The 21,978-nt window shown below is 66.3% G+C and carries 22 protein-coding genes and 1 tRNA gene; 11 read left to right on the plus strand and 12 right to left on the minus strand.

Annotated features, from left to right (window positions below; translation table 11 throughout):
- Positions 1-217: 217 nt before the first annotated feature.
- On the minus strand, positions 218-928 hold the full coding sequence (locus OH799_RS25305) for a hypothetical protein (protein WP_406268796.1): 711 nt from the start codon (positions 926-928) through the stop codon (positions 218-220).
- Between the two features lie 308 nt (positions 929-1,236).
- On the opposite strand from OH799_RS25305, the gene rfbB reads away from it, so the two are divergent.
- Complete coding sequence (gene rfbB, locus OH799_RS25310) at positions 1,237-2,253, plus strand: dTDP-glucose 4,6-dehydratase (protein ID WP_406268799.1); 1,017 nt, start codon at positions 1,237-1,239, stop codon at positions 2,251-2,253.
- Between the two features lie 106 nt (positions 2,254-2,359).
- On the opposite strand, the gene OH799_RS25315 is transcribed toward rfbB, so the two are convergent.
- Positions 2,360-3,943, minus strand: a complete 1,584-nt coding sequence (locus OH799_RS25315; protein ID WP_406268802.1) for a DUF2142 domain-containing protein — start codon at positions 3,941-3,943, stop codon at positions 2,360-2,362.
- Positions 3,940-4,932, minus strand: coding sequence for a glycosyltransferase (locus tag OH799_RS25320; RefSeq protein ID WP_357268157.1), 993 nt, complete (start codon positions 4,930-4,932; stop codon positions 3,940-3,942). The genes OH799_RS25315 and OH799_RS25320 overlap by 4 nt, the downstream gene beginning before the upstream one ends.
- Positions 4,933-5,079: 147 nt before the next feature.
- Between OH799_RS25320 and OH799_RS25325 the strand changes: the two genes are divergently transcribed.
- Together OH799_RS25325 and OH799_RS25330 are read left to right on the plus strand one after the other, a co-directional pair.
- A complete protein-coding gene (locus OH799_RS25325) occupies positions 5,080-5,616 on the plus strand; it encodes a GtrA family protein (protein WP_406268806.1) in 537 nt (178 codons plus the stop codon).
- A 136-nt stretch (positions 5,617-5,752) separates the two neighbouring features.
- A complete protein-coding gene (locus OH799_RS25330; protein ID WP_406268808.1) occupies positions 5,753-7,663 on the plus strand; it encodes a glycosyltransferase in 1,911 nt (636 codons plus the stop codon).
- 202 nt (positions 7,664-7,865) lie between these two features.
- Here OH799_RS25330 and OH799_RS25335 read toward each other — a convergent pair whose 3' ends face one another.
- From OH799_RS25335 to rsgA, 3 genes are all read right to left on the minus strand, one after another.
- Positions 7,866-8,717, minus strand: coding sequence for an SDR family oxidoreductase (locus OH799_RS25335; protein ID WP_406268811.1), 852 nt, complete (start codon positions 8,715-8,717; stop codon positions 7,866-7,868).
- A 140-nt stretch (positions 8,718-8,857) separates the two neighbouring features.
- Positions 8,858-9,538 carry a hypothetical protein gene (locus tag OH799_RS25340; protein ID WP_406268814.1) on the minus strand — a complete coding sequence of 227 codons (681 nt, stop codon included), beginning with the start codon at positions 9,536-9,538 and terminating at the stop codon, positions 8,858-8,860.
- A 55-nt stretch (positions 9,539-9,593) separates the two neighbouring features.
- Positions 9,594-10,109 (minus strand): ribosome small subunit-dependent GTPase A, encoded by a 516-nt coding sequence (rsgA, locus tag OH799_RS25345; protein WP_406268817.1) that lies wholly within the window; start codon positions 10,107-10,109, stop codon positions 9,594-9,596.
- Positions 10,110-10,430: 321 nt separating this feature from the next.
- On the opposite strand from rsgA, the gene OH799_RS25350 reads away from it, so the two are divergent.
- Together OH799_RS25350 and OH799_RS25355 are read left to right on the plus strand one after the other, a co-directional pair.
- A complete protein-coding gene (locus OH799_RS25350) occupies positions 10,431-10,685 on the plus strand; it encodes a type II toxin-antitoxin system Phd/YefM family antitoxin (protein WP_406268820.1) in 255 nt (84 codons plus the stop codon).
- Positions 10,682-10,939: a Txe/YoeB family addiction module toxin gene (locus tag OH799_RS25355; RefSeq protein WP_406268822.1), complete on the plus strand. Its 258-nt coding sequence runs from the start codon at positions 10,682-10,684 to the stop codon at positions 10,937-10,939. Before OH799_RS25350 ends, OH799_RS25355 begins: the two co-directional genes overlap by 4 nt.
- Positions 10,940-10,974: 35 nt before the next feature.
- Here OH799_RS25355 and OH799_RS25360 read toward each other — a convergent pair whose 3' ends face one another.
- The 4 genes from OH799_RS25360 to OH799_RS25375 all read right to left on the minus strand — a co-directional run bounded on the left by OH799_RS25360 (position 10,975) and on the right by OH799_RS25375 (position 14,572).
- Positions 10,975-11,880, minus strand: coding sequence for a glycosyltransferase (locus OH799_RS25360; RefSeq protein ID WP_406282535.1), 906 nt, complete (start codon positions 11,878-11,880; stop codon positions 10,975-10,977).
- A 128-nt stretch (positions 11,881-12,008) separates the two neighbouring features.
- Positions 12,009-12,845 carry an ABC transporter ATP-binding protein gene (locus tag OH799_RS25365; protein ID WP_357268167.1) on the minus strand — a complete coding sequence of 279 codons (837 nt, stop codon included), beginning with the start codon at positions 12,843-12,845 and terminating at the stop codon, positions 12,009-12,011.
- Between the two features lie 10 nt (positions 12,846-12,855).
- Positions 12,856-13,737, minus strand: coding sequence for an ABC transporter permease (locus OH799_RS25370; protein ID WP_406268825.1), 882 nt, complete (start codon positions 13,735-13,737; stop codon positions 12,856-12,858).
- A 229-nt stretch (positions 13,738-13,966) separates the two neighbouring features.
- Positions 13,967-14,572 carry a bacterial proteasome activator family protein gene (locus OH799_RS25375; protein WP_406268828.1) on the minus strand — a complete coding sequence of 202 codons (606 nt, stop codon included), beginning with the start codon at positions 14,570-14,572 and terminating at the stop codon, positions 13,967-13,969.
- A gap of 250 nt (positions 14,573-14,822) precedes the next feature.
- Here OH799_RS25375 and OH799_RS25380 point away from each other — a divergent pair, with 250 nt between their 5' ends.
- Positions 14,823-16,025 (plus strand): cysteine desulfurase-like protein, encoded by a 1,203-nt coding sequence (locus OH799_RS25380; protein ID WP_406268830.1) that lies wholly within the window; start codon positions 14,823-14,825, stop codon positions 16,023-16,025.
- Positions 16,026-16,044: 19 nt separating this feature from the next.
- On the opposite strand, the gene OH799_RS25385 is transcribed toward OH799_RS25380, so the two are convergent.
- A complete protein-coding gene (locus OH799_RS25385) occupies positions 16,045-17,049 on the minus strand; it encodes an NAD(P)H-quinone oxidoreductase (RefSeq protein ID WP_406268833.1) in 1,005 nt (334 codons plus the stop codon).
- Between the two features lie 9 nt (positions 17,050-17,058).
- Here OH799_RS25385 and OH799_RS25390 point away from each other — a divergent pair, with 9 nt between their 5' ends.
- From OH799_RS25390 to OH799_RS25405, 4 genes are all read left to right on the plus strand, one after another.
- Entirely contained in the window at positions 17,059-18,387 is a 1,329-nt protein-coding gene (locus OH799_RS25390) for a lactate 2-monooxygenase (protein WP_406268835.1), read from the plus strand.
- Between the two features lie 130 nt (positions 18,388-18,517).
- Positions 18,518-18,928, plus strand: coding sequence for a MarR family transcriptional regulator (locus OH799_RS25395; protein WP_357268413.1), 411 nt, complete (start codon positions 18,518-18,520; stop codon positions 18,926-18,928).
- A 24-nt stretch (positions 18,929-18,952) separates the two neighbouring features.
- Positions 18,953-19,037, plus strand: a tRNA-Ser gene (locus OH799_RS25400).
- Positions 19,038-19,399: 362 nt separating this feature from the next.
- Entirely contained in the window at positions 19,400-20,560 is a 1,161-nt protein-coding gene (locus OH799_RS25405) for a Fic family protein (RefSeq protein ID WP_406268838.1), read from the plus strand.
- A gap of 51 nt (positions 20,561-20,611) precedes the next feature.
- Here OH799_RS25405 and OH799_RS25410 read toward each other — a convergent pair whose 3' ends face one another.
- A complete protein-coding gene (locus OH799_RS25410; RefSeq protein WP_406268841.1) occupies positions 20,612-21,418 on the minus strand; it encodes a TetR/AcrR family transcriptional regulator in 807 nt (268 codons plus the stop codon).
- Positions 21,419-21,515: 97 nt separating this feature from the next.
- On the opposite strand from OH799_RS25410, the gene OH799_RS25415 reads away from it, so the two are divergent.
- On the plus strand, positions 21,516-21,956 hold the full coding sequence (locus OH799_RS25415) for an SgcJ/EcaC family oxidoreductase (RefSeq protein WP_406268844.1): 441 nt from the start codon (positions 21,516-21,518) through the stop codon (positions 21,954-21,956).
- The last annotated feature ends 22 nt before the right edge of the window (positions 21,957-21,978 follow it).

Below are 21,978 nucleotides of genomic sequence, written 5' to 3' on the forward strand. Positions count from 1 at the left end.
CGCCTGATGAATGTCCGAATCGAAATACTCGGCCCTCGCTACGACTGGTGGCTCTGCGGCGCGGGGAGTATCACGAAGCAATAACTGTGCGTCCCTGTGCAGTGGAGCAACTGTTCACCTGGCGATCATGGCTCGGACCAGCGAAAAACCCCATCCACGCTGTTGCGCGGACGGGGTTTCCCGACTTGGTTCAGTTGTGCGAATTCAGTTGTGGCATTTACTTCGGCGCGACGAACGGCTGGTTGATCGTCGTGAAGTACTGGATCGCGGCGCCGATGGCGACCGGTGCGGTGACCAGCAGCTGGCCGGCGAGGGTGCCGAGGGCGCCGACCGCGATGATGCCGCCGAGGCAGCCGATAGCGGCGGCCGGGATGAACGCGCCGAACAGGCCGACGATGGTCGCCGCGGCGACGGTCGCACCGGCGATACCGCCGAGGACGCAGCCGACGGCCCCGCCGCCGAGGCCGCCGATCATGGTGCCGATGGTGGCTCCGGTCGCGATGGTGTCCTTCATGCGGGCGAAGGCGGCCTGCTCACGGTCGTATTCGGTCTTCCACGGCGCCTTGTCCTCGAAGGGAAGGGCGACCGGCTTGTAGGTCGCGTGCGCCATATCGAATTGTGGGGTGAGGGTGGCGGTGTGGTCGGCGATCTCGGCAGCGACCGGGAACTCGAAGTCGTCCACGCGGAAGGTCAGCGGCACGCCGGTGAGCACGTCGCCGTTGGCGGCTTTGACTTTGAATTGGCTGTCCTCGACGACCATGGAACCGGCATCGGTCGTGATGATGGACTGGGTGTCGGTGTTGTGCGCGGTGAAGTTCACCGCGCCGTTGTCGGCCTCGGCAGCCGGAGCAGCGTTCACGGTGCCTGCGGTGACGCCGAGGGCGGCGATCATCAGGGCCGACGTCGCGGCGAATTTCCTCATCAGCATTTGTTTGGAACCTCGATGTGAAGCGTTCGGAGGGGACTGGACCAGCAAAATCTAGACCAGCTAACGCGTGGTGAACCGGTTGTGACTATTTATTCAAATTTTGTTCACCACCGCGGCCCATGGCTTGGTGGGCTTGTGGAAATGAGGGCGCTGACCGGGGTTTTCCACCACTAACCAAACTGGGCGTTCTTCTCCTTGGGAAGATTATGTGACGTAGGTCACGGCACGGAACTCTGGGTCAGCTGCCGCGCGGCATCGGCGTCCGAGTCGGTCATCGCCGCGACCGGTCCCCACGTAGAGTCGTGTGGGTGCGATTGCTCGTCACCGGCGGCGCCGGATTCATCGGCGCGAACTTCGTTCACCTGACCGTGTCCGACCATCCCGACACGACCGTCACCGTCCTCGACGCGTTGACCTATGCCGGAAACCGGGTCTCCCTGGACCCGGTGGCCGACCGCATCGATTTCGTGCACGGCGACATCGCCGACCTCGACCTGGTCGACCAACTGGTCAGCGGCGTCGACGCGGTGGTCCATTTCGCCGCCGAATCCCATAACGACAACTCCCTCGCCGAGCCGTGGCCGTTTCTGCAGACCAACATAGTCGGCACCTATTCGCTTCTGCAGGCCGTGCGCCGCCACGACGTGCGCTACCACCACGTGTCCACCGACGAGGTGTACGGCGACCTGACGCCGGACGCCCCGTCGTTCACCGAGACCACCCCGTACAACCCGTCGAGCCCGTACTCGGCCACCAAGGCCGCCAGCGATCTGCTGGTTCGCGCGTGGACCAGGTCGTTCGGCGTGCGCGCCACCATCTCCAACTGCAGCAACAACTATGGGCCCTATCAGCACGTGGAGAAGTTCATCCCGCGCCAGATCACCAACCTGATCGACGGTGTCCGGCCGCGGCTCTACGGCGCGGGGCACCAGGTGCGCGACTGGATCCACGTCGACGACCACAACCGCGCGGTGTGGGCCATCCTGCAGCGCGGCCGAATCGGCCAGACCTACTTGATCGGCGCCGACGGCGAGCTGGACAACAAGTCCGTGGTGCGGATGATCCTGGAAGCGTTCGACCGGGATCCGGACGATTTCGATCACGTCACCGACCGGCCCGGCCACGATCAGCGCTACGCGATCGACGCGTCACTGCTGCGCACCGAACTCGGCTGGGAACCGCGCTACGGAGACTTTCGCGCCGGGTTGGCCGCGACCATCCGGTGGTACCGGGACAACGAATCCTGGTGGCGCCCGGACAAGGCGGGCACGGAGCGCGCCTACCTAGCGGCGGGCGAGCAGACGATCGGAGTGGCACGGGACTGAACTGACTTTCACCAGCAGCGCGCAGTGGTCGTACGGGACTACGCCATGAAGTCGCACTACACGCACTCGACCACGGCACGGTGGCACGCTCGGATGCCGTGGCGGGTCAGCCCCAGACGACGGTGTAGTACTTCGCCGCGGCCGCGATCAGCGCCACGGTCGACGCCGCGATCACGGTGACGGCCGGGCCTACCGTCGGCGTCTTCCCGGCGGTATCGGTGAGCCGCAAAGGCATCCAGCGCAGCAGCACCGCGAGCCCGACGATCGCCAAGGGCACGAAGTAGCGGCCCTGCACGCCGTCGATGATGTAGTAGCCGACCGGCGTGAACGACATATAGAGCGTCACATAGATCATCGCCACGCTCGCCGCAATAGTGAGCGCCACGATCAGGGTGCGCCGGAAAGTGGCGGCGTTCATCCGGTCGGCGACGCCGACGCTCACCGCGAACGCGAGCAGGCAGGCCAGCATCGCCACGGACGGAACGTCGACGTAGGCGAATCCGAGCTCGCCGAAGAACTGGCTGAACCAGCGCTCGTCGCGCAGCGCGATGCTCTCGCCGAACACGTGGACGAAATCCAGTGGGTGACGGAGAATGCCGCTCAGCTGGTCACCAGGGCGAACCGAGTGCCACTGGTGCTGCGGCCGCATCAGCCCCATGCCGTCGCCGGTCGGCGCGGCGATCTTCATCCATACCGCGAAGGCGAGCGCGCCCGCCGCGGCGAAGGCCCACGGGACACCGCGCCGCCAGCCGGTGAACCCGAACCGGTCGGCGGGCACCAGCACGACCAGTAGCGCGAGCAGCACGTAGGTCGGCTTGCTCACCGGAAGCAGGATCGTCGCGGTCAGCAGCGCGCCGATCTCCACCCTGCCGAGCCGATCGCCGAGGAAGAGGGACTTCACCAGCAGCGCGGAGACCAGGATGGCCAGGGCGTTGGTCATGGTGTCGGCGGTGACCGTACCCGCCTGGAACACCGCGATCGGCAGTACAGCGACAGTGAACGCGAGCCACTGCACCCGGTGGGCACGCAGCGCGAACAGGCCGAAGCCGACCACTGCGAGGTAGGCCGCCAGCCCGGCGAGCCGGGTGAGCAGGACGACGCCGCCTACGTCCAGCCCGAACAGCTCGGCGAGCCGGATGCCGATCGCGGCCGGCACATAGGGGACCGGGGAGTATGCGGCGGTGTTGGTGAACCAGACCGGTTCGGTGGCGTCCGAGACGGGGGCGTTCTTCAACTGCTCGTAGCCGTCGGGGTTCTCCACCATCGGGTCGGGCTCGTCCGGGTTGGTCGTGTAGTCCTTCATCGCGTAGCCCATCAGCTTGCTGATGCTGGATGGGACGTCGCCGCCGTAGGAGATACCGCGGTCGTCGTGAATCCGTTGCGGGCCGAACCCACCGTGCGCGACCTGGTAGGCGCGGCCGAACTGGGTGATCTCGTCGTGACCCCAGAACGACGGGGTGAGGACGCTGAACAGCGCGCCGAAGATCGCGACGAGCACGGTGAAGGCGACCGTCGCCGTGCCGAGGCGTGTCCCGATCCGGTGCGCGACGCCCGCGATGGCGCCCCTCGCGGGCCGGCCAGCCGTAATCGTGCTGTCGATGTCAGCGGCGGGCAGCGGTGCGGTGTCCACCGTGGGAAGCGGTGCGGTGTCCGGGGTCTGTGCCGCGGTCCGATCCGCCGATGTCGTCAACGTCCGGCTCCACCGTCACGGGCGTCAGCGCCGTTGTCGTCGGCGGGTGCGCCGTCCGCGCTCACCGCCGCATACCGCAGGTAGGTCAGGCGGGCGGTCTCATGCCGTGAGCGCCGGATGCCGTCCAGGATCAGGCCCGCGGTCCACGCCAGACTGCCGAGCAGCAGCAGGGTGAAGCCGAGGAACAGCGTGGGGAAGCGCGGTACCTCGTGGGTGTTGTAGAACTCGACGACGATCGGGATGGTGAGCACGATCGAGACCAGCCAGCTCAGCGTGCCGAACAGGCCGTAGAACGCGACCGGCCGCTCGTGCCTGGCCAGCCCGACGATCAACGCGAGGATCTTGAATCCGTCGTGGTACGTGCGTAGTTTGCTCGCGCTACCCGCGGGACGGTCGCGGAAGCCGACCGGCACCGCCGTCCGCGGCACCCGCAGGTGCAGCGAGTGCACGGTCAGCTCGGTCTCGATCTCGAACTCGCGGGAGACCGCGGGGAAGCTCTTCACGAACCGGCGGGAGAACACCCGGTAGCCGGACAGCATGTCTTCGACGTTCTCGCCGAACACCTTGCCGACCACGCCGTTGAGCACTTTGTTACCGGTCTCGTGGCCCGCACGGTAAGCCGAGGCGCCCTCGTCCTGCCTGCGCACGCCGAGGACGTGGTCGTAGGGGCCGTCGAGCAGTGTCTTGATCATCAGCGGCGCGGCCGACGCCTCGTAGGTGTCGTCGCCGTCGATCATCAGGTAGACGTCGGCTTCGATATCGGCGAAGGCGCGGCGCACAACGTTGCCTTTGCCCTTGGTGTGCTCGTGTCGAACGATCGCTCCGGCGGCACGGGCCCGCTCGGCGGTTCTGTCCGTGCTCAGATTGTCGTAGACGTAGACGATGATTCCCGGCACGGCGGCCTGCAGGTCGGCGACGACCTTGGCGACTGAAGCCTCTTCGTTGTGGCAGGGAACCACGGCGGCAATACGAAGCTCGGTGGAGTCCACCCGGGTCAATCCTCGCGATCGGTGGTGAATTCGGGAACACCGGGAGGGTACAGGGGACTCACAGAGAACGCGTGGCCGACCTCACCGTGCTGACCGACGAATTCTGACTCGACGCCCGTTCGCCGTGGCCTGCGGTAGCGTCGGGCCGTGCCAACCAGTGAGTCCGCCGCACCCGCAGGCGAGTCCGTGACGCAGGAGTCGGGGTCGATCCTCCGGAAGGTGCTCACCGCGCTGCGGCAGGGCGGGGCCTTCCTGGTGGTCGGCGCGATCGGGTTCCTCGTCGACGCGGGCACCTACAACCTCTTGGTGTTCTGGGGTCGCGAGGGCGTCCTCTTCCACTACCCGCTGCCGGCCAAGATCATCGCGATTGTGGTGGCCACGGTGGTCACGTACTTCGGCAACAAGTGGTGGACCTTCGCACACAAGCAAACCGACAACCCCGGGCGCGAATACCTTTTATATGCGGTGTTCAACGTCGTCGCGATCGCTCTGCAACTGGGTTGTCTCGGTTTCTCTCGCTACGTGCTCGACTTGTCGAGCCCGCTGTCGGACAATATCTCCGGCACCTTGATCGGGCAGATCGTGGCAGTTGTTTTCCGCTACTGGGCTTACGACACATTCGTCTTCACAGGGTCGGGCAAGGCTGGCGACAGCGTCGCGGTCCACGCCTCGGCGAACGACTAGCAATGGTGTGGCGATACGGCCGCCCGGTTCCGAAGCAGGCACGTTACCGGGCCGGTTGATATCCTCACCCCCGCCGTGAACGGCAATCCAGGGGCGAATGTGTCCCGTCCGGCACAATGAGAATTTCGAGGATTTCATGGATCAGTCGGCTACCCAAGCCGTTACCGAAACAAACGATCGCTCGACGGCCGTTGACGCGCCTGCTTCGCTGCGCGCCGACCATCGGGCACCGGATCTGCTGGTGCTGCAGCGCGGCATCTTCACCGGTCCGTCGGCCAAGGTGAGCGACGAGCTCTACGCCGTCGTCAAGGGTGGCGCGCGTCGGGAACGCCAGACGCTGAGACTGGACAAGGGCGCTACCGCGCACACCAATACCTACTTCGGCAGGTTCGCCGCCAGCTACTGGCAGCGCTGGACCACGGTCACCGAGGTGCGGGCCACCATGGTGCTCGACGTGGCGAAGAAGGCCACGGTCCGGGTGGTCGCCTCCGACATCGCGGGGCACCGCAGGATCATCGACACCGCGCAGGTGAACGACGGTGGCACGCTGACGCTGACCGCGCCGCTCGATCAGTACGTCGACGGCGGCGCACTGTGGCTGGAGTTCGACGCCGTCGGTGGCGAGCTGGGCATCGCGGAGCTGACCTGGAGCACGGCGGCGCCGGAGCGCGTGCGGCCGGTCGCGATCGCCATTTGCACCTTCAACCGCGCCGAGGACTGCGCCGAGACAGTCGCCGCGCTCTCCTCCGACCCGACCGTGCTCGCGGCCATCGACGCGGTGTACGTCGTGGACCAGGGCACCGATCTGGTGGAGAACCGGCCACGGTACCAGGAGGTCGCACCGGTCTTCGGTGACAAGCTGCGCTACATCCGCCAGCCGAACCTCGGTGGCGCGGGCGGCTTCACCCGTGGTCTGTACGAGGTGTCCGCGGCCAACGAGCACGCCGACGTCATCCTGATGGACGACGACATTCTCTGCGAGCCGGAAACGGTGTTGCGGCTCAACGCCTTCGCCAACATGACGGTGGAGCCGACCCTGGTCGGCGCGCAGATGCTGTTTCTTCTCAACCCCGACTACCTCAACGTCGGCGCTGAGGAAGTGCACCTGCACCGGCTGCGGCACGGACAGAAGGTGCCGAAGGCGCTGCGCAACACCAGCATGCTGAAGAAGAACCAGGAGCGTCGCGTAGACGCGGGCTACAACGCCTGGTGGACCTGCCTCATCCCGGCCGAGGTGGTCGCGAAGATCGGTCTTCCGGTCCCGATCTTCTTCCAATGGGACGATGTGGAATACGGCATCCGTGCGCGCGAGAACGGTTTCGTCACCGTCACGCTGCCCAATGCCGCGGTGTGGCACGCGGACTTCTACTGGAAGGATTACGACGACTGGGCGCGCTACTTCAGCACGCGCAACTCGTTGATCGTCGGTTCGCTGCACGCGGATCTGGACGCGAAGGCGATCAGCCGCAAGCTGTTCCGTGAGCTGGCCGAGCATCTGGTCGCCATGCAATACGGCCTGGTGCACACCACGCTGCAAGGCATCGAGGACTTCCTGCGGGGTCCGGAGGTGTTGCGCGACGGCGGTGTCGCGGCGCTGGCCTCCGCCCGCGCCAGCCGGGGTGAGTACGGCGAGACGATCAAACACCCGGCCGCGACGCCGCCGGTGCGCTCGGCGGACATCCAATTGCGCCGCGCCGGTGGGGAGCCAAGCCGTGTGACAATGGTGCTGATCAAGCGCGCACTCAACCAGTGGTTCGGCCGAACCCAGCACGGCGTCGTCGGCGTCACCAGGGAAGACGCCTACTGGTGGCACGTCTCGCTGTTCGACCACGTCGTGGTCACCGATGCCTCGCAGTCCGGGGTGCGGGTGCGCAGGCGTGACAAGGCTCGCGCCCGTCAGCTGCTGCGCCGCACCCTGCGCGTACTGCGCCGCCTGCGCCGAGAACTGCCCACCGTGCAGGCGCAGTACCGCGCCGCGGTGCCGGAACTCACCAGCCGCGCCAACTGGGAGCGGCTGTACCGCTTGTCCGACTCTCCGGGTCTTTAGGCTCCCCCGCCCCTCCGGGGCTTTAGGCCGTACTAGTCGGGTGGAGCCGGATTCGCGTTCAGGTCCTGCGTTGGGTGCCGCTCGTGTTCTGGGCGTACCCGGCGAGGTACCCATGTACGTGCGAGATCAGTTGTTGGGTTGGGAATTGGCACCGCTGTCCTTCTGGTAGCCGCACACGTGGGAGGTGTGCGGCTGTCACTGGTCAGAGAAAGAGGTCGGTGGTGAGTTCGCCGGTGCCAGGGGTGGTGCGGTACTTGTCCAGGTCGGTGATGCCGTGGGCGGCGAGGACTTCGTCGTCGATGAAGAAGTTGCCGCTGGTCTTCTCGGCTGACGAGGTGAGCACCAGGTAGGCGGCGTCGGCGTAGATGTCGGGGGTGCGTGAGGTAGCGACCATTTCCTTGCCACCGAGCAGGTTCTCGACCGCGGCCGTCGCGATGGTGGTGCGCGGCCACAGCGAGTTGACGCCGATGCCGCCGCCCTTCAGCTCCTCGGCCAGGCCCAGCGTGGTCAGCGACATCCCGTATTTGGCGATGGTGTAACCCAGCGCCATGCCCGCCCACTTCGGGTCCAGGTTCAGCGGCGGGGAGAGGGTGAGGATGTGCGGGTTGCGCCCGGCCTTCGCCGATTCTCGCAGGTGCGGAATGCCGAGCTTGGACAGCAAGAAGCTGCCTCGGCAGTTGATGTCCTGCATGAGGTCGTATTTCTTCATCGGAAGCGTGTCGGTCGGGGACAGGTCGATCGCGGAGGCGTTGTTCACCACGATGTCGATGCCGCCGAACCGCTCGACCGTCTGGCGCACGGCCTCGGCCACCGACTCGTCGATGCGGACGTCGCCGACGAATGGCAGCACCTGACCGCCCGTCGCCGCCAGTTCCGCGGCGGCGGTGTGGATGGTGCCGGGAAGCTTGGGGTGCGGCTGGTCGGTCTTGGCGATCAGGGTGATGTTCGCGCCGTCGGCCGCGGCCCGCTTGGCGATCTCCAGCCCGATGCCACGGCTGCCGCCGGACATGATCATTGTCCGGCCCGCGAGCGGCTTGGAACCCGGCTCCGTCATGTGACCTGCTCCTTCGTGTATGCCGCAGGTGAGATGCCCGCGGCTGTCGGCGCTTTGCACTAAGCGTAAACCCTCGCAATATGCAATCAGTTGCATAGGGGGTGGCAAGAAAGGGCACCGGGTTTCGGTGCCCTTTCGCGCTAGAGCGTCGCCAGCGTCAGGATGTTCAACAGGATGATCAGCGCGGCCAGCGCCCAGCTGATGTACAGGAACACCATGCCGGGCGCCTTCTGCGGCACCGGGCCGATCGCGCCGTTGAGGAAGATCACCACGGGCGCCTTGTAATAGAACCGGGTGGCCTGGCCCTCGGCGATCGGCACCGTCACAGTAGCGGGACCCATGTCGAACAGCCATGGCGTGGCGACGCGGACGTGGTACTGCCCCGGGCCGACCGGAATGTGGTTCGCGCCCCAGCGGGTGTTCGGCACCTGCTGCCCGTTGACCAGGATCTTCGGTTTGGTCAGCGTGAGCAGGAATGCCCAGCCCGAGTACGAGGCATCGATCGTGATGCCCGGCGGATCAGCGGGCTGACCATAGGGCTGCTGCGGCGCGAACTGCTGTGGCTGCCCGAACTGCTGTGGCTGGCCGTATTGCGGTGCGGGCTGGCCGTATTGGGGCACGGGCTGCCCATACGGGGGCTGCCCGACCGCAGGCTGAACGAGATGCGGTTGGCTCGGATTCTGCCCCGCGGGCGGCGCGTACTGCGCGGGCGCCTGTGGGGGCGGGTACTGGCCGACGGGCGGCTGCTGACCGAACGCCGGCTGTCCAGGCCATTGCCCGGGTTGCTGGCCTTGAGGCGGGTACCCGCCGGGATGACTCATCTATCCCTCCCAAATAGCGAACAGTGCGAGCCGACCCTACCGTGCGGCGGCGCGATCAGTGCCGTGAGTTCCGCTCCCGGTTCAGCCTGCGCTGCTGCTTGGTGATGCCCCGCCAGGCCTTTTCGCGTTCGGCCTGCAGCCGCTTGTCGGCGCGTGCCTGGATCCACTCGTTCTCCCGCCCGAGTTTGTGATAGCTGGCGAGTCGGCGCTGGGTCAGCGCACCGGTCTCGACGGCCTCCAGCACCGCGCACCCCGGTTCGCCGCGGTGTGCGCAATCGCCGAAACGGCATTGTGCGGCAAGGGATTCGATGTCGCTGAAGGTCTTCTCGATTCCTTCGGAAGCATCCCACAGCCCGACGCCGCGAAGCCCGGGCGTATCGATCAGCGTGCCGCCGCCGGGCAGCGGACGCAGCTCCCGATGCACCGTGGTGTGCCTGCCCTTCTTGTCCGCTGCACGGACTGCGTTGGTGGCGAACAGCTCCGCGCCGAGCAGCGCGTTGGCGAGGGTGGACTTCCCAGCACCGGAGGGTCCGATCGGGGCGACGACGCCCTCCGGTATCGCGACGAGCACATCGAGCCCGGTGCCGATACTCGCGCTGACAGCTGAACGACCGCGCCCGGCGCGACGGCGCGCATCTCGTCGAGCGGGGCTACCGCGGCCCTGGTGAGTGTCGTTGATCGGCTGCCTGTCGCTTTCTCCCGCCAGCGTGAGAAGCGCTCGATGCGGTCGAGGTCCACGTCGCAGTCGGCGGTGGTACGGATCGGCACGGGTGTCTACCTTGGCGGCGAGCACCTGACCGTGCAAGCGCCCGGAAACCGCCCTATGCCACCGAAGCCTGTCGCATCCGATCCGCTGATCGGAATTTGTACAGCTAGAATGTACAATTTTTGTATGAGGATCCAGACCTACAGCGAGACCCGTGCGCACCTAGCCGAGACGATGACCAGCATCATCGAAGATCAGGACGAGGTGGTTATCACCCGTGCCGGGCAGGAGCCTGTCGTCATGCTTCCGCTCTCCGAATACGAGTCGATCAAGGAAACCGCCTACCTTCTCAGGTCTCCCGCCAATGCTCGACGGCTTCGTGAGGCTATCGCCCGCGTGGAAGCCGGGCAGGCCGAGCCGCATGAGTTGATCGAAGAATGATCATTGCCTGGGACGAAGACGCCTGGGACTCATACCTGTGGTGGCAGGCGCAAGACAAGGCCAAAGTCAAACGCATCAACACTCTGACCGCCGACGTCATACGCAACGGAAATGAGGGAATCGGTAAACCTGAACCACTTCGTCACGAGCTCTCGGGCTACTGGTCGCGGCGCATCAACGACGAACACCGCTTGGTCTACCGAATCGACAGGGACACCGTCACTATCATCGCGTGCCGATACCACTACCGTTGACGTGTGGCGACCTGTCAGGCACCGGAAGCGGTGAGTCAGTCGGGCTTGCCGAATTGTTCGTGGCGGCCGAGGGAGCGTAGGTGGAACCATTCGCGCAAGCCGGCGGGGTCGCGGCGGGTGACGAGGAAGAACCAGGAAAAACGGATCCATTCCTGGGGGAGGAGTTTGCGCATGCCGGGCTGGGACATCAGATAGCCGCGGTTGCGGTAGGTGAAGTAGCGCTTCACCGGATCGTCCGGGTACTGGGTGTGCATGCGGCCGCCGAGGATCGGCTTGAATTCGGCCGCGCCGTTGGGATGCAGGTACGCCGTCTGCAGACAGGTGCCGAAGGGGAGGCCGGAGCGGACCAGGCGGCGATGCACCTCGACCTCGTCGCCGCGAACGAACAGGCGCAGGTCCGGAACGCCGATCACGTCGACAGCCTGCGCGGAGATCAGCGCGCCGTTGAACAGGGAGGCGATTCCGGGCAGGAACTCCTCGTCGCCGAGTTCGGAGCGCAGCCGCCGCCAGACCACGCCCCGGCGCAGCGGGAAGGCGAGGTGGTCGGGTTCATCGATGTCGCAGACCACGGGCGACACCTCGACCAGCCCGTGCCGGTCCGCGCAGTCCAGCAGGGTGGACAACACGTCCGCGCCTTCGGGCCTGCCGTCGTCGTCGGCGAGCCACACCCAGTCCGCGCCGATGCTCAGCGCGTGCAGCATGCCGAGCGCGAACCCCCCCGCGCCGCCGAGGTTGTGCGCCGAGCCGAGGTAGGTGGATTCGACCGGTTGGTCGCGCACCAGATCGGCGACCTCCGGTTCGTTGCCGTTGTCGATCACGATCAGGTGGTCCACCGGCCGCGACTGGGACGCAACGACTTTCAGTGACTCGGCGAGCAGCTCGCGGCGCTTGTGCGTGACGACGACGGCCACGATGCGGGCGCCCGGCCCGGTATCGGACATCGCCGCACCAGCGGCCTGCGCGGTCGCGCCGCCGTCCTCGCCCGCCACGGCGCCGGAGCCCTCCGGCACGGAGCCGAACCCGGCCTGCGCCCCTGCATCGATCGGGGTGTCCTGCCCGGTCGGCTCACTCATGCCTGATTTCGCTCCAGTTCTCGTTCGGTTCCGATCGCCCGTTCGGCTTCCATTTCGCGCAGCACGGTCGCGACGTGATTCCCCGCGTCCGGACCTTCATACGCTCGCACCACTTCTTCGATACCGCCACGCAATCGGATCTGCCCGTGATCGATCCACAGCGCGGAATCGCACAGTTGCGCGAGAAATTCATTGGAGTGGCTGGCGAAAACCAGAATGCCCGATCGCGCGACCAAGGACTGCAAGCGGATTCTGGCCTTCTTCATGAATTCGGCGTCCACTGCGCCGATACCCTCGTCGAGCAAAAGGATCTCCGGATCGATCGAGGTCACCACGCCCATCGCGAGGCGAACCCGCATGCCGGTGGAATAGGTGCGCAGCGGCATGGACAGATATTCTCCGAGTTCGGTGAAATCGGCGATCTCATCGATCTTCGACAGCATCTGCTTGCGCGTCTGTCCGAGGAACAGGCCGCGGATGATGATGTTCTCGTAACCGGAGATCTCCGGGTCCATGCCGACGCCGAGATCGAATACCGGCGCCACCCTGCCGCGGATGCGCGCGCTGCCGCGGGAGGGTTCGTAGATGCCCGAGAGCAACCGCAGCAGCGTCGATTTGCCCGCGCCGTTGTGCCCGACCAAGCCGATCCGGTCGCCCTCTTTCAGCGAGAGGTTGATGTCGCGCAACGCCTCTACCACGACGACATCGGACTGGTTGCGCCCGATCGCGCCGCCCGCCTTGCCGAGGAACGCCTTCTTCAACGACCGCGATTTGGCGTCGAAGATCGGGAATTCGACCCACGCCTGCTGGGTTTCGATACTCACACGACTCATCGGGGCGCTCCTATACCCAGTACGGCACGCGCGAACGGTACTGCTTCATAGCGAAGATCGCCACGATCCACCCCACCAGTGTGATCGTGCCGACTACCACCCAGTGCCGCAGCTCCTGCGGTTCGCCGAGCAGTGGTGCCCGGACGATCTCGAGATAATGGAACGTCGGCACGAGTTCGGCCAGCCGGGCGCGGTCGCCAGTGCCCATCTGTGATTGCAGGGTCTTGGTCGTCCACATCACCGGGGTCAGCACGAACAGCATCAGGGTGGTGCTGCCCAGTATGGGCGCGATATCGCGGTAGCGGGTGCTGAAAATACCGAACACGATCGACACCCACATGGAATTCAGGAACAGCAGCACGATGGCCGGAATCGCGAGGAGGCTCGACCAGCCCAGGTTCTTCCAGACGCCGAAGGCCACCAGCATCACCAGATAGATGACCATGTTGTGCGCGAAGAACAGCAGCTGCCGCCACACCAGCCGGTACACGTGCACGCTCAGCGCCGAGGGCAACTGTTTGATCAGGCCCTCGTTGGCGATGAAGACCTCCGAGCCCTCCAGAATGCTCGCGCTGATGACGTTCCAGATGATGAGCCCGACCGTCACGTACGGCAGGTACTCCCGCAGCGGCTGGCCGAGCAGGGCCGCGTACAGGACGCCCATCGCCGTGGCCTGCAGGCCGGTGGCGATGGTGATCCAGAACGGGCCGAGCACCGAGCGCCGGTAGCGCTGCTTGATGTCTTGCCAGCCGAGCGACAACCACAGCTCGCGCTGGGCGAAACCGCCCGCGAAGTCCTGGAACGCCCGCCGGAACGTCTGCGAGTCCGACACGATCTTCGCCGCGGTTGCCCCGGCGGTCGCGGGGCCCACCTCCGGTGTGGCCGTGCTCACCGGAGCCTCCCGCGCCGAGTCGTCGCCGGAGCGCGCCGTGTCCTCGGTCGATAGGGTCGGTGAGCTGTCATCTGAAAACGCTTGGTCATCGGAACCAACTGAGCTCTCTTCAGGACGCACCGCACTCGGTTCGGATACCGAGTCGGAGCGAGCGGCAGCGGCGGGCACGGTGCGACACTACCCTTGCGGCTTCCTATCGACCCGCGTGGCACACGCGGATCGGGTGGTGTCAGAGGTACTGACCGGAACCGCCGGTGACATGATTGCCATGGCCGCCGCGCGGGTCGGCGGCGTGGAGGCCGGGTGGCAGCGCGCCTTGACGCATCTGCTCGAGCTGTGCCCGTGCGGCCATCTGCTGTGCGAAGAGCGCGGTCTGGATGCCGTGGAACAGGCCCTCCAGCCAGCCGACCAGCTGTGCCTGCGCGATTCGCAGCTCGGCGTCGGTCGGGACGGCGTCATCGGTGAACGGCAGCGTGAGCCGCTCGAGCTCTTCGCGCAGCTCGGGGGCAAGACCCTGTTCCAGCTCGCGTACCGAGGACTTGTGGATCTCCTTGAGCCGACTACGGCTGGCGTCGTCGAGCGGAGCCGCGCGCACCTCCTCGAGCAGTTGCTTGATCATGGTGCCGATCCGCATGACCTTCGCGGGCTGCTCGACCATGTCGGCGAGCGATTCGCCGGCGTCGTCACTGCCGTTCGAGTCGTCTTTCTTGTCGTCATCGGACACCACCTGAGCGGTGAAGGGCGCCTCCGACCCGGCCTCCGCTGGGAGGACCAACGGTCTGCCGTCCGGCCCGACAACGACGATGTGGTCCGGTCCCTCATCCGAGTGCGTCATGACCCCTATCATGTCGCGTTCGCTCCGAACACGCTAAGCGGGTGCTCCCGGCACCGGTGGCCGGCCGGGTCGGCGGGGTTGCCCGGTCCGCCTCGCGGCGCGGCGATGGCGTTCTATCCTGTCCGGGTCGTGTGGTTCGGATTTGTCGAAAGTCGGTTGCCATGCTGAGTCCCAGGTCACTGTGCTCCCGCCGGAATGCGGAGGGGAACGCGGTTACACAGGCTCGCCCGCTGCCCTTAGAGTGGCCAACATGACATACGACGTCGCGAGGGTTCGGGGCCTGATACCGTCCCTGGGCGACGGTTGGATCCATCTCGACCCACAAGCGGGCATGCTTGTTCCGGATGCGGTATCCCGTGCTGTCTCAACAGGTTTCCGGACTTCGTCATTTTCGCATATCGGGCGCCACGGCGCCGCCGTGCGCAGCGCGGCGATTCTGGACGCGGCCCGCGAGGCGGTGGCAGACCTGGTCGGCGGTGATCCAGCAGGCGTCGTGCTCGGCCCCGACCGGGCGGTCTTGTTGGCCTGGCTCGCCGAATCGCTCAGCTCGCGGCTCGGGCTCGGCACCGGCATCGTGCTGTCCCGGTTGGACGACGAGGCCAACGTCGCGCCGTGGCTGCGCATCGCCAACCGCTACGGCGCGCACGTGCGCTGGGCGGAGGTGGAGATCGAGACCTGCGAGATGCCGTCCTGGCAGTTCGAGGAGCTGATCGGGCCGACCGCGCGATTGGTGGCGCTCACCGCCGCCTCGCCGATCGTCGGCTCCGCACCCGCCGTCCGGGTGGCCGCGGACCGGGTGCACGAAGTGGGCGGCCTGCTGGTGGCCGACGCGTTCGGCGCGGCGCCCTACGCGCTGATCGACATCGAGGAACTGAACGCCGACGTGGTCGCGCTGAGCGCGCCGGCATGGGGCGGCCCGCAGATCGGCGCGCTGGTATTTCGTGACCCGGCATTTCTGGACCGGATTCCCTCGATGTCGTTGAACCCCTATGCCAAGGGCGCCGAGCGACTCGAGGTGGGCGGGCACCAGTACGCGCTGCTCGCCGGGCTCACCACCTCGATCGACTTTCTCGCCGGGCTCGACGACCGCGCGCACGGCACCAGGCGCGAGCGCCTGGAAATGTCGATCACCTCGCTGCAGGACTACCACGACCAGCTGTTCGAGCACCTGATGGACGTGCTGGACAGGGTCCCGAACCTCACTGTGATCGGGCGCGCTTCCACCCGAATTCCCACCGTCAGTTTCACTCTCGCGGGCATGCAGGCCGAGAAGGTCGCGGCCAAGCTGGCCGACAACCGGATCGGCACGCTGAGCGGGGTGCACGGCGGCAGCAGGCTGCTCGACGCGCTGGGTGTCAACGACGAGGGCGGCGCGGTGACCATCGGCCTCGCGCCCTACACCACCAGGTTCGAGATCGATCAGCTCGGCAGGGCGCTCGTGACGCTGGAGTGATCGGCGGAACTCGCAGCCCTCAGAGCTCTTTCACCCGTAGCACCACTTTGCCGAACACTTCGCCGGAGTCCAGCAGTCGATGCGCCTCGGCCGCTTCGGCGATCGGCAGCTCGGCGTCGATGACGGGCACGACGGTGCCCTCGGTGATCAACGGCCACAGGTGCCGGTTCAGTTCCGCGACGATCGCCGCCTTGCCGCCTACACCGGTCGCGGGTCTCGCGCGCACGTTCGTTGCGTGGACGGTGCCCCACTTCCGCAGCAGCGCAGCGAGATTCAGCTGCGCGCTGACTCCGCCCTGCATGCCGATCACGAGCAGTCGGCCGTGTGCGGCCAGCGCGTCGACATTGCGCGCCAGGTAGGCCGCGCCCATGTTGTCGAGGATGATGTCGGCGCCGGTGCCGCCCGCGCCCGACTCCTCCGCGCGCACCGCCGCGACGAAATCGTCCTCCCGGTAGTTGATCAGCACGCTCGCCCCGAGTTGTGCGCAGCGCGTGAGCTTTTCAGCCGAACCTGCCGTCACCGCGACGCGCGCGCCCAGCGCCCTGGCCACCTGGATTGCGTGCGTGCCCACTCCGCTGCCCCCGCCGTGGATCAACACCAGCTGGTTCGCGCGCAGCCCCGCGGTCATCACGAGGTTCGACCACACAGTGGCCGCGACCTCGGGCAGTCCGGCCGCCGCGCCCAGGTCGAGGCTGTCCGGAACCGGAAGCGCCTGTGTTGCGGGGACCACGACCCGGTCGGCGTAGCCGCCGCCGGACAACAGCGCGCACACCCGGTCGCCGACCTGCCAATCGCGCACGCCGTCGCCGAGTTCGGCGATAACGCCGGAGCATTCGAGGCCGATGATCTCGCTGGCGCCTGGAGGGGGCGGGTAGTGGCCTTGGCGTTGCAGCAGGTCGGCGCGGTTGACGCCGGCGGCGGCCACCTCGATCAGCATCTCGCCGTGGCCGGGCGTAGGAGCCGAGGCCTCGGCCCACTGCATCACCTCTGGTCCGCCGAAACCGGTCAGGTTGATAGCACGCACCGTGCCATAGTGCTCCGGCTGTCCGGACGGCTGCGCGCGGACCCCCTGCTCGGCGTGCGAACAGTGGTCGGCCGGGTTGCGCCGGGGCGGGAACATCAGGTGAAACGCAATCTGGCGAGCAAGCTGCGGCTACCGCGGCCAGGGACTACCGTTCCGGTGGTGAGCGGTGGTTTCATCGATTTTCAGAACGAGATCTACCTCGGCGGCCTCGGTGGCGCGACGCCCGAATTACCCATGACCGCCGCGGGTTTGGAGCAACACGCGCGGGAGCGACTGGACCCGGCGGCGTTCGCCTACGTGGCGGGCAGCGCGTCGGCGGAACGCACCGCAGCGGCCAACCGGTCCGCCTTCGACCGATACCGAATCCTGCCGCGGATGCTGCGCGGCACCACGGGGCCAGGCGCACGCGATCTGTCGGTGGAGGTGCTCGGGACGCGGCTGGCCGCTCCGGTGCTCACCGCGCCGATCGGGGTTTTGGAGCTGCTGCACGAGAGCGGCGAGGTGGTCGCCGCGGAGGTGACCAAAGAACTCGGTATCGGCACGGTGCTGTCCACGGCGGCCTCATCGACCATCGAAGACGTCGGCGCGGCGGCCGGAGCGTGGTGGTATCAGCTGTACTGGCCCGCGGACAACGACCTGGCCCGTTCGTTCGTCCGGCGAGCCGAGCGCGCGGGCGCGAAGGCGATCGTGGTCACCGTCGACACCCCGAACCTCGGCTGGCGCCCGCGCGACCTGGAGCTGGCTCACCTGCCGTTCCTGCACGGCAAAGGTATCGCCAACTACCTGTCCGATCCGGTGTTCCGCGCCAAGCTGCCTTCCCCACCGGAGGAGAGCGAGGAGGCCATGCGGGTGGCGATCCTCACCTGGGTGGGATTGTTCGGCAACCACACGCTGCGGCATGCGGACCTGGCACATCTGCGCGAGTGGACCGATCTGCCGATAGCGGTGAAGGGCATCTTGCACCCCGACGACGCGCGCCAAGTGGTGGACGCGGGTGCGGACGCGGTGGTGGTGAGCAACCACGGCGGCCGCCAGGTGGACGGGTCGGTCGCCGCGCTGGACGCCTTGCCCGCGGTGGTCGCTGCCGTCGGCGACCGTGCCGACGTGCTGTTCGACTCGGGCGTGCGCACCGGCTCCGACGTGATCGTCGCGCTGGCGCTGGGCGCCAAGGCGGTGCTGTACGGGCGGCCGTGGGCCTACGGGCTCGGCATCGCGGGCGCCGCGGGCATGCGACACGCGCTGCGGTCGCTGCTCGCTGATTTCGACTCGGTGCTCGGCCTCTCCGGATGTGCCGATATCGCCGCAGTGAACCGCTCACTCGTCTCCACTGTGCGCTGACCTGCGTTACTCGGGATTCTCGCAGTTCGCCGGGCATAGAATAACGACCGTGCATCCCGAACCAAGCGTTCGTGTGGTGGTCGAACCGCGATGGCTCACGCCTGCGCAGCAGCGCGCATGGCGCGCGTACATGGACGGCCACATGCGACTGATGACGGCGTTGAACCGGCAGCTGCAGCGTGACAGCGACCTGAGCGTCGCCGAATACCGGATCCTGGTCCTGCTCTCGGAGGCCCCTGGCCACTCGCTCAGGATGAGTGAGCTGGCCGACGGCGTGTTGTCTTCGCGCAGCAGGCTGACCCATCAGATCCGGCGGCTCGAAGACCAGCACATGGTGCGCCGCAGCACCTGCATCGAGGACGGCCGTGGCGTCCTCGCCGAACTCACCGACGAGGGTATGCGCCGACTGGAAGCCGCCGCCCCCGGCCATGTCGACGCCGTTCGCCGTGACTTCATCGATTTGCTCAGTCCGGCCCAGCTCGAGGTGATAGCCGACGTCTTCGGACGCGTCGACAAGGAAATCGGAACGCGGCCCGGCTGAACGGTCCGCTACGATCAGGTGCCTGGAGACGTGGCAGAGCGGCCGAATGCACTCGCCTTGAAAGCGAGCGTCGCGAGAGCGACCGGGGGTTCAAATCCCTCCGTCTCCGCTGTTTCCCTTGCTGCTGACCCAGGGAGAGGGATCGGTCTGCGTATCAGGGTGATCGCGACGCGGATTGTTCGCTCGCGAGTTCTGGATGGCCGTTCGCGGCGTGCTGAAGCGCGCCACTTCGACGTTTCGTGTGGGATCGATGGCCCAGACTGTCGACGTCAGATGGTCGGTCAGCACCGGCCATAAGGCTGGGCCGAAGAGACGAGGAGGCGGCGCGGATGAGTTATCGACCTGCTGAAGGCTTGCGTTCTAACCTTGAAATTCCCTCGCCGCACTCAAGGTTATCTCGGCTAACTTGAAAAGGTCGGCCTTAAATTCAAGCTTAACGCTGTATCCTTAAGTCTTGTGGATGTCAACGCCATGCAAAGAAGTCCGATCGGACGGCTTGTCCCTACGAACGGCTTCGATCGACGGTTCGACGAGGAGTTCTCGTGCTCGGCCTACGTGCCCGACCCGTTGCCATCGTCGGTGCAGTTGACGATGCGGACGTGGTCGCTCGTTGTCGACGCAACGGCGGCAATGGCCCGTGCGGATGAGGCAGCGGCCAAGCTACCGAATCCGGCACTGCTCGTGCGACCGACGACGCGGCAAGAAGCTGTCAGCACGTCCGCGATAGAAGGAACCTACGCGGCGCTCACAGATGTGCTGGAAGCCGACTTCTTGGAGGCCAACCAACTGTCCGGCAGCGTCAGCGAAGTTCAGAACTATGTGCGCGCCGCCGAGAGCGCGTACCAATGGGTAGCGGAAGGGCGGCCGATCACCGTGCGCCTTCTCGAGGATCTGCAAGCGATCCTTGTGCGCGGAACACGGAGCGACGGACCGGACGCGGGAAGCGTTCGCAAGACTCAGGTCTTCATCGGAGTAGGGCGTGGGCGGGTCGGCAATGCCCGGTTTGTGCCGCCCCCAGCTGGTGATCTGCTTCGAGACGGGCTCATCGAGTGGGAACGATGGGTACGGGAGCCGTCGGACATACCTTCGCTAGTGGGAGTGGCTCTTGCGCACTACCAGTTTGAGGCACTTCATCCGTTCACAGATGGCAACGGCCGCCTAGGGCGTCTGATCGCTCTGCTGCAACTCGTCGTGAGGGGCGAGTTGCGATTCCCAATCCTCAACATCTCGTCCTGGTTGGAGACGAATCGAGAGGAGTATCAGAACGGACTGCTCAACGTATCGTTGACTGGTCGGTGGAATGACTGGGTCTCTTTCATCTCCGCTGCCGTACATGCAGAATCTCTCGAGACCGCGGCGCGTGCGCTGCGATTGGCGGAACTTCGTGAAGAGTTTCGGGCGAAAGTCGACCACCTCCGCCGAGACAGCGTCGGGGTGGCCATCGCGCAGGATCTGATCGGTTATCCGATGCTGACCGCCACCCTCGCGGCAGAGCTTCACGGCGTGTCGTACCAGGCGGCGAATGAGGGCATCAAGAAGCTGGTCGAACTGGGAATCCTGCGTCAGCGCGTCGAGGGCCGGTACGACCGAATCTTCGTCTGCGACTCTGTACTACGGGCGCTGGAGACCTAGACTTGGCGGCGTTGACCGGCAAACATGTCCCCCGAGGAATATCGGCAGCGGTCAGGACGGATCGGCCTGTCGATGCTGCGCGCACGAGTGTTGTGCCTCGTCTGGGACCGGCACGGTCTGCCTGCGCTGGTCCGGAAGGCCGGCGGCGATGCCGTTGAGCACATGGTCGAGCCCGTACCGGAAGCGCGCTTCCGGGGGCAGATGCGGGATCCGCGCCTGTCTGATCGAACGATTGAACATCGGGTACTGTCCGCAGGCGACGATCCGGGCGACATATGGTCCGACGTAACCACTCATCCACTCGGCCATATCCATGCCCGTGCGGCGAGCCTCTTCCAGCCATCCGATCTCGCGATGGACGGCACTGTGGGCGTAGTCGCTTACCATCCCCACCAGGCTGGCGATCTCGTCGATGTCCAGCCCGAAGCCATCGAGTGCGGACATCGCGAATTCCTGCACGCGCAAAGAGTTCGGCCCTAGGGTGGGGCGCCGATTGGCGAGGGCGATCTGCCAAGGATGGCGCAACCCGACCGCGCGGGTTTGCTCAGCGACGAGCGAGAGGTCGCAGCGCCAATCTCCGCTCGGCCGTGCGGGGAGGTCGACCTCGCCCAAGACGGCATCGATCATGAGGTCGACCAGGTCGTCGCGGCCGGTCACATATCGGTACAGCGACATGGCGCCGGTGCCGAGTTCGGCGGCGATCCGCCGCATCGTCGCGGCATCCAGGCCCTCCTCGTCGGCGACCTTGACGGCAGCCTGGGTGATCTGGGCCCTGCTGTAGCCAGGTCGACGACCCGGCCCTGAGCGCTCCAGCTCCTCTGGGCGTATCCAGATTGTCGTGTTCTGCTGGCTCGACATCGACCTCCTCGTTCTTGCGTACATCGTACTTGAATTGTCCGCCCTGATTCGAGTACGTTGTACTCAAATTGATCAGTGGCCGACGTAAGGATGGAAAATGGATGCTCGACCTACTCTGAGTGATCCGGAGGCTGCTGCGAGGGCGCATGAGGTGGCGGCCGAGTTCGCCGCCGGATTGCAGCGGGCCGGTGCGGCCGGCGACGCCGACGGATACGACTCCGACTTCGCGGCAGACGTTTTGTGGGGCAGCCCTTTCGGGGCAAGTGTGGCCGGATATGCCGAACTGAACACGCTCCACCACCGACTGATGGCGGCGAACGTCGCACCGCGGTCACGATTCGAGGTGGTCGCCGTACGCACCCCCGCGCCCGGTGTGCTGGTAACGCAGATTCGCAGGGAGGCAACCGATACCGACGGGTTCTCGGAGATGGCGATGTATGTGCTGGTCGAACGGGGCGGGCGGTGGTGGCTGGCGGCAGCGCAGAACACTCCCGTCGGGGTGTCACCACTGCAGAGCGAAGCTGTGGTCGGCTCCTGATGACAGACGGACGCGCAGAAAG

The sequence above is a fragment of the Nocardia sp. NBC_00881 genome, assembly GCF_045207455.1.
GTDB lineage: Bacteria > Actinomycetota > Actinomycetes > Mycobacteriales > Mycobacteriaceae > Nocardia.